The 7,802-nt window shown below is 68.3% G+C and carries 4 protein-coding genes; all 4 read right to left on the reverse strand.

Annotation, left to right across the window (positions count from 1 at the left end):
- Positions 1-67 precede the first annotated feature (67 nt).
- Positions 68-1,822 carry an AMP-binding protein gene (locus BST11_RS04175; RefSeq protein ID WP_264010403.1) on the reverse strand — a complete coding sequence of 585 codons (1,755 nt, stop codon included), beginning with the start codon at positions 1,820-1,822 and terminating at the stop codon, positions 68-70.
- 37 nt (positions 1,823-1,859) lie between these two features.
- Positions 1,860-2,990: an acyltransferase PE gene (gene pe / locus BST11_RS04180; protein WP_083136733.1), complete on the reverse strand. Its 1,131-nt coding sequence runs from the start codon at positions 2,988-2,990 to the stop codon at positions 1,860-1,862.
- 54 nt (positions 2,991-3,044) lie between these two features.
- Entirely contained in the window at positions 3,045-6,068 is a 3,024-nt protein-coding gene (locus BST11_RS04185; RefSeq protein ID WP_083136734.1) for an MMPL/RND family transporter, read from the reverse strand.
- 132 nt (positions 6,069-6,200) lie between these two features.
- A complete protein-coding gene (locus tag BST11_RS04190; RefSeq protein ID WP_083136735.1) occupies positions 6,201-7,622 on the reverse strand; it encodes a condensation domain-containing protein in 1,422 nt (473 codons plus the stop codon).
- Positions 7,623-7,802: the final 180 nt, after the last annotated feature.

A 7,802-nucleotide genomic window follows, 5' to 3' on the forward strand; every position in this document is an offset into this window, starting at 1 on the left:
CTCCTTCGCCGGTGCGGTTGACACATTATGGGCAACCGGGGTCCCCGGGCGCGCCAACCGGGGGGAATCAGGCGTCCAGCCGGGTGAATTGATCCTGGCGGTACTGCTCGACGCAAGCGGCGCGGCGGATCTTGCCGCTCGTCGTGGTGGGAATCGATCCGGGCGGCACCAGCACGAGGTCGCCGACGTTCAGGCCGTGCGCATTGGAGATCGCGGAGGTGACGTCGCTCTTGACGCAGGTGAGCCAGTGCATGGCGTCCTCGGCGTCCTCGTCGGGACCCCCGCGCTTCTTGAGCTCGATGACGGTGACCAGCTTCTCGGTGCTGTTCACCGGGACCGATATCGCCGCCACCCGGCCCCCGGTGATCTCCTGGACCGTCGCCTCGATGTCCTCGGGGTAGTGATTCCGCCCGCGGATGATCAGCAGGTCCTTGATGCGGCCGACGATGAACAGCGCACCCTCGAAGATGAAGCCCAGGTCGCCGGTTCTCAGCCAGGGTCCCTCGGGGGTGCCCGGCGACGGGTCGGCGAGCGTCGCGCCGAAGCAGCGCTGTTCCTCCGGCGGTTTGCGCCAGTAGCCGTCTGCGACGTTGGGGCCGTGTATCCAGATCTCGCCGACCAGTCCCGGCGCGCGCTCGCGGCCCGCGCGGTCGACGATCCGGACCGTCGGCGATTGCGGCGCTTGGTATTTCACCAGCGCGGTGCCGGTGCCGGCCGCACCCCGCTGGGCACGGCCGGCGGACAGCTCCTCGGCGTCGAAGTGCATCGCGGCCGACGACTCGCTCCAGGTGCCGGCCGTCACGAAGACGGTCGCCTCCGCCAAGCCATACGACGGGCGCACCATGTGGTCCTGAAAGTTGAAGTGGGCAAAGCGATCGACGAAGCGCCGCACGGTGGCCGGCTCGACGCGCTCGGCGCCGCTGATGATCCCCAGCACCCCCCCGAGGTCGAGCCCGGCCAGGTCGGCGTCGGTGGTTTTGCGGGCGGCCAGGTCGAAGGCGAAGTTCGGCGCCGCCGACCACGCGTGCGGATTCTCGGCCAGGGACCGCATCCACCGGGCCGGGCGCTCCAGGAACGACACCGGGCTGCTCAGCTCGCCGCGGTAGCCGCCCAGGACGGGCGCGCAGACCCCCAACACCAAGCCCATGTCGTGGTAGAAGGGCAGCCACGACACGATCGTGATATTCGGCGGGGCTTTGACGTTGGAGTCGGCGAAGAAGCTGCGCATCAGCTGCTCGAAATTCACCTGCAGGTTGCGGTGCGAGACCATCACCCCGGTGGGCTGCCGGGTGGAACCCGAGCTGTATTGCAAATACGCGATGTCGGGCAAATCGCCTGTCCGAACAGTTGTTTCGCCGTCGGCATCCAGATTCAGCGAATCGATTGCCAGGATCTTGGGGACGGTTTCCAGCCCCGCCTGGTCCACGTACTCGGTGATGTCTTCCGCCACGGTCGACGTGGTGAGGATCACCGACGGCGACGTGTCGGCCAGCACCGCACCCACCCGGCCGTGGCTCGCGCCGCGATGCGGCAGCGGGAGCGGGACCGCGATCAGCCCGGCCTGCATGGACCCCAGGAATGCCAGGACGTAGTCGAGGCCCTGGGGGGCCAGGATCACCGCCCGGTCCCCGGTCGATCCGTGGCGGCTGAGCTCGCGCGCCGCATTCGAGGTGCGGCGGGACAACTGCGACCAGGTGAGGCTCTCGGCCACACCCGCCCAGTCGCGGGTGTGGTCGGTGAACGTGAACGCCACGTCGTGGGGCCGCAGGCTGGCGCGGCCGTGCAGCATCGACAGAATGGTGGGTTGAGAAGCGGGTGTCACATCACGTCCGTACTGGCTTGTCGAGATACGTCTGCGGTCAGTGGCCGGCTTGGCTCGAGCCCTGCGACAACACGGACATGGCGCCGGCGAGGATCTGCGAGAACGGGTCGGCGCCCCCGCCGAACGTCGCCTGGTTGGCGGGCGCGGTGACTTCCGCCGGGTCGAAGCCGTGCACCGGGTCCACCTGGACCGGAGCGGTCGACGGGTCGTCGTTGCGCGAATAGCCGGCGTTCACCCGCGGCATCAGGATCGCGTCGAGCTTGTTCAGCGTGTCTTCCGGGATTCCGATGTAGGCCAGCGGCATCACGAGCGGAAGGTGCTTCTCCGGGACCATGACCGTCGTCTCCTTGGCACCCCGGGAGTTGACGGTGGTCCTGATGTTCTGCGGCGGCACCATGCTCGGGTTGGTGAAGGCCACCGCGGTGTGACCGGTGGCGAGGCCCATGAGCGTGTTGGCCAGAGCGAACATGTTGTCCGGCCGGTCGGGGAAGTCGGCGATCGAGTCGTATGCGGCCACGAACTTGTAGGTGTCGTACTGGCTCTCGTACGGCGGTGGCATGCGGTAGTCGAGCGCGGGCACGACGCTGCCGACCGGGAACATGGCGCTCAGAAAGCTCTGACCGAAGGCATGACGCCCGATCGGGTCGCCGAAGCTGGCGAAGTTCAGCGTGCCCGGCGGGGGAGCGGCCGGGTCATTCGCCAGCCGCGCCTGCTCGCCGTCGACCACGAACCCGCCCTCGGACAGTCCGATCGCCGTTCCCGGGCGACCGGTCTTGATCGCCGCGTCGAGGTTGTCCACCCCAACGTCGACCGACTCGCCGACGCTGGGACCGTCCAGGCCCAGGCCCGGGAACAGCTCGTCGCCGGCCTTGCCGATGCCCGGGAACAGTCGCTCCAGCACGTGGCCCTGAACCTGGCCCGCAGGGTAGTTCACGATCTCGCGCTTCTGGCCGGGAAACCATTGCGCGCCCTCCTGGCGGATGTACTCGTCGTAGGGGATGCCCAGGACATGAGCGCCACCGAGGGCGAACGCCGTCTGGTCGCCCGGCGCCCCGGGCGTCGGCGGACCGCCGATGGGCGTGTCGTCAGCCGTCGCGGTGTTCACGCCGAAACATCCTGTGGCGCCGACAGTTACCATCGCAGTGACTCCCGCGAGGAGTTTCTTCATCCCTACCCCTGACCGTTCGGCTTCTCTAGTTTCACATACGTCATGGGCGCGTCGCTAACCCGGTTGCGGCTCGGCCGGTGAGCGCGAGACCGACCGTCGCGCGCCCCCTCGCGACGGCCACCAATTCGCCCGGCCGACCAGCGCGGCGAGCGCGGGAACCGTGATGGTCCGCACCAGGAAGGTGTCCAGCAGGATCCCCACCCCGATCACGAAACCGCCCTGGACCACGGTGCCGATGCTGGAGAACAACAGGCCGCACATCGACGCGGCGAAGATCAGGCCCGCCGCGGTGATCACCCCGCCGGTCGATCCCAGGGTGCGAATGATGCCGTACCGCACGCTGTTCGGCGACTCGTCGCGCATCCGCGACACGAGCAGCATGTTGTAGTCGGCCCCCACCGCGACCAACACCACGAACGCCAGTGGCGGCACGCTCCAATGCAATTGCTGGCCGAGGATCAGCTGGAATACCACCACGCCGATGCCCACCGCCGACAAATACGAAATGACCACGGAGGCAACCAGATACAGCGGTGCCACGATCGCGCGCAGCAGCGCGATCAGGGTCAGCAGCACTACGAGGAGGGTGACCGCGATGATGAACCGGATGTCGTGCTGGTAGTAGTCGCGGGTGTCCTTCAGGCCGACGGTGAAACCCGACATCGACACCGTGGCGTCGGCCAACGCGGTGTTGGCCTGGGCTCCCCGCGCGGTCGCGCTGATCGCGTTGACCTGATCCATCGCCTCGGTGCTGAACGGGTTGAGCTTGGTCTGGACCAGGTAGCGCACCGAATGGCCGTCGGGCGAGATGAACACCTTGGCGGCCTTCTGGAACTCCTCCAGGTGCAACAGCTGGGCCGGGATGTTGAACCCCGCCATGGCCGGTTGCGCCGCGTCGCGTTTCAGCGACAGCAAGAACGCCGCCGACTCGCTGAGCCCGGCACCCAGCTTTTTGACCTGGTCGACGAGTTGGGCCACCGCGTCGGCCACCTGCCGGCTGCCCCCGGCGAACCGGTCGGCGCCGTCCTGCAGCTTGTCCAGGCTCGCCTGCAACCCGCCGGGCTGGTCCATCCCCAGGGAGCGCAGCACCGTGGTGAGCTTCGCCAGCGCCGCGCGCAGCCGGTCCGTCGAAGCCCTCAGGGCCCGTTTGTCCGGATACTCCTGCAGCTGTTGGGCCAAGTCGTTGATCGCGTCGAGGTCCGCCTGATCCCGCGCGCCGAGCATCTGCTCGAACGTCCCGCGGGTGGCGCTGCACGACGGATCCGCATCACAGACCGGGTTGCCCCGCAGCGCCGCCAGCACCGGGCCGATCCAGGCGAACATGTTCTTGCCGGCCGAGAAGTTCCAGCCCATGGCGTTGCTGAGCGAGTTGACGTGGTCGACGAGTCGCGCCGCGAGGTCCACCTGCCTGACCAGCGTGTCGCCGCCGTACTGGTTCTTCGTGTCGGAGAGGGCGTTCTCCAGTTCCTGCACGCCGGCGGCGAGCTGGCTGACCTGGCTGCGCACGTCGCCGAGGTTGTCGGCCAGCGTGCCGGCCCCGGCGACCAGCCGGTTGAGGTCGCCCGTGTGGTCGTTGATCACGGTGGACCCGTTGGCCAGCAGCGCGCCGACCGCCCCGGCCTGATAGGTGGCCCGGAACTGTTCGGGCACGCTCCCGGTGGGGCGGGTGATGCCGCTGATCGCGGCGACGTTCGGCAGCTTGCTGACCCGGTCCGCCATCTGCTCCAGGTCCGCGAGCGCCTGCGGTGTGCGCAGGTCATGCGGCGACTGGACGAGGATGTACTCCGGGATGGACTGGTTCACGGGAAAATGGCGATCCAGCGTGGCGTACCCGACGGAACTCGGAGCGGACGGCCCCAGCGCCTTGCGGTCGTCGTAGTTGTAGCGCACCAGGCTCGAGCAGCAGGCCAGCAGGATCAACACCAGCAGGCTGGCGACCAGATGGACCCTCGGCCGGCGCGCGATGCGGATCCCCGAACGTCTCCAGAACCGGGCGGTCAGCTCGCGCCGCGGCTTGACCCAGCCGCGCGGCCCGGCGACCACCAGAATCGCCGGCAGCAACGTCACCGCGGCCGAAAACGCCACACCGATCCCGATCGCCGCCGACGCCCCGACCGTCTTGAACACGCCCATCCGCGCGAAGCTGATGAGCAAGAAGGTGATGCCGACGGTGGCCGCCGACGCGGCGATCACCTTGCCGATCGAGACCAGCGCCCGCCTGACCGCCTGGTCGTAGCCGTCGCCCGAGCGCAGATAGTCGTGATAGCGGCTGATGAGGAACACCGCGTAATCCGTTCCGGCGCCGGCCATTATGGCGCTCAGAAACACGATCGACTGGTTCGAGACACCCGAGCCGGTCAGCTGTGAGTAGCCCGCCACCGCCGCCTGGGCGATCACCAGGGACAACCCGATGGTGATCAGCGGCAGCAGCATGGTGATCGCGCTGCGGTACACCACCAGCAGGACGACGAGCACCAGGACGGCGATCGCCAACTCGATCGGCAGCCGATCCCGATCGCCGGCAACGGTGAGGTCGGCGACGGTTGCGGCGGGGCCGGTGAGGTTCGCGGTCAGGTGCGACCCGGCCGGGGCCTGCGCCAGGGCGTGTTTGACGACGTCGGCGACCTGGTTGAAGGCGGCGTAGGACCGCGGGGTGCCCAACTCGCCCGCCAGGCCCACCGGCAGCACCCAGGCTTTGTTGTCCTTGCTGGTCACGACCGAGCGCAGGGCCGGGGTGGTGACGAAGTCCTGAACCATGACGACGTTTCGCGGGTCGTGGCGCAGCGCGTCCACCACCTTGCGGTAGGCGGCCTCGTCGGCGGGGCCGAGGCCCTTGGCGTCCTTGTCGTTGGTCAGCACCACCAGCAGGAGGTCTTCGGTGCCAGACTCGTGAAACGCCTCGGCCATCTTGCGGGCGGTGACGTTCGACGGGGCATCGCTGGGCAGGATGGCCAGCGGGTGCTTCTGGGCCATCTCGCTGAGGGAGGGAAGGGTCAGCGGCAGGGCGACCGCGATCGCGACCCAGAGCCCGATCACCGCCCAGGGCCACCGCACCACAAGATCCGCTAGCCGTCGCATATCGCCCTCACCCCCGGGTCGGCGCACTCGTGCGCGCCCGCGGGGGACACCCGGTCACACCCGCTTTTCAACCCTGTCAAACCGCCCAACGTCGTGCTCCGCGCTATCCAAGAGCCATCGAACTACTCCACGCTACGCAACGCGCCCCCAATGCCCGCTGTCGGCGACCCGCACGCAGACGGACTTCATCGCCTCCATATAGCGGACAACCGACTTCTGGGCGACCGGATTGTCCGGATACATGATCGCCATTGCCGTGCCCTCCCCGTACCGAAATACGTAAATCGTCAGTTGGTAGGAGTACCGGCCGTCGGAATAGATCCCGAGGTTGTTCGCATAACCCAGGTCGGCGGCGGCGAGCACGGCGTTGAGCGGGGCGGCCCCGCCGTGCAAGAAGTTCGACACCGGAAAGTTCGGCTGCGGCCAGTTCAGCCACGGGGCCAACTCCAGGACGCGGTAGTAGGGCACCTTCGCCAGGTCCAGGCCCGAGTCGAATGAGGCCTGCGCCGCCCAGGCGGCCTCGCCGAAGGAGGCGGCGGCGATCGGCACGGTGATCGGCACCAGCCCGGTGAACCAGCCTTGCGTCATGAAGTTGTCGGTGGTCCTGCGGGTGTCCCGGGGGGTCAGGCCGTAATACGTGAGGGCGCCGGTGAACTCGTGTTCCACCAGGGCGAAGCAGGCGAACAGGCCGCCGATGAAGCGCACGCCTACCGCCCCGCAGGCCGCCTCGAAACGCTCCGTCTGCGCGGGGTCCATCAGCAGTTCGGAGAGCATGTCGCTGTCGCCGGGCTCCAGCGGGTTGCCCAGCGGGAGCGGGAACTCCGGAAAGCCGCCGTTGTTGTTTTCGGCGAAGTCGATCCACGCGCGCACCTGCGGGGAATCCAGGGTCAGCGTCGACACGTACTGGCGTTCGCGGGTGCAGAAATCCTCGAAGCTGCCCGCGTCGGGAAGCTCCAGGGGCTTGCCGCCCCCGCTCAGCGCCGCATACATCCCGTTGGCCTCGAGCATCGTGGTGCCGATGAGCGTCGCGTCCCCGTGCACGTGATCCATGGCGGCGAAGAACGTGAAATGACCGTCGTTTTGCACGATCCCGAAGGTGAAGCAGCCCCACTCCAGGGGGTTGGGGATGGCCACCACGTGGGCACGTATTTCGTCGACGGTCATTTCGCCGTGCTCGATCGGCGCGAATTCGATGTCGGCGGGATCGCTGACGGTGTGCCGGACGAACTCGCCGTCGCCGGTGTGCTCGAACCAGCTGCGGAACGTGTCGTGCCGGCGCAGGTAGGCGTTGACCGCGTGGTCCATGGCGGCGATGTCGCACCGCCCGGCGACCTCGCAGGTGGCGATGATCTGCCGGGAGAAGTCCAGCCCCGCGGCCGTGCGTTCGTGGTAATTGCGAAGATGCTGGCCCTGCATGTAGCTGACCGGCACCGAACTGGTCGGCGCCCGTCGGACCCTCTCGGCGGACGCGGCCGTCGGGTGCCAGGAGATGACTGACCCGGGGGGCGGCTCCCAGTCCCCCAGCGAGCCGATCCTGATCTTCCCGATGCGCAAATCTTTTCTCCTTGATCTGGACGGCCGCGGTCCCACCCCACCGGTAGCGACACCAAGATAACCTTCTCGGCGACCACCGGGGGCGACGTGCGCGGATAGCGTGCGCAGCCGGTCACCGGCACGGTCGGAGGCGGGCCTCGGAGCGGCCCGGCGGCGGCCGCGGGAGCGGCGCCACGCCCG

The sequence above is a fragment of the Mycobacterium alsense genome, from assembly GCF_002086635.1.
GTDB classification, from domain to species: Bacteria; Actinomycetota; Actinomycetes; order Mycobacteriales; family Mycobacteriaceae; genus Mycobacterium; species Mycobacterium alsense.

What these genes read in the sequence shown, in the direction of transcription:
- pe (WP_083136733.1), bottom strand. Translation starts at nt 2,990, where the DNA reads ATGAAGAAACTCCTCGCGGGAGTCACTGCGATGGTAACTGTCGGCGCC.
- BST11_RS04185 (WP_083136734.1), bottom strand. Translation starts at nt 6,068, where the DNA reads ATGCGACGGCTAGCGGATCTTGTGGTGCGGTGGCCCTGGGCGGTGATC.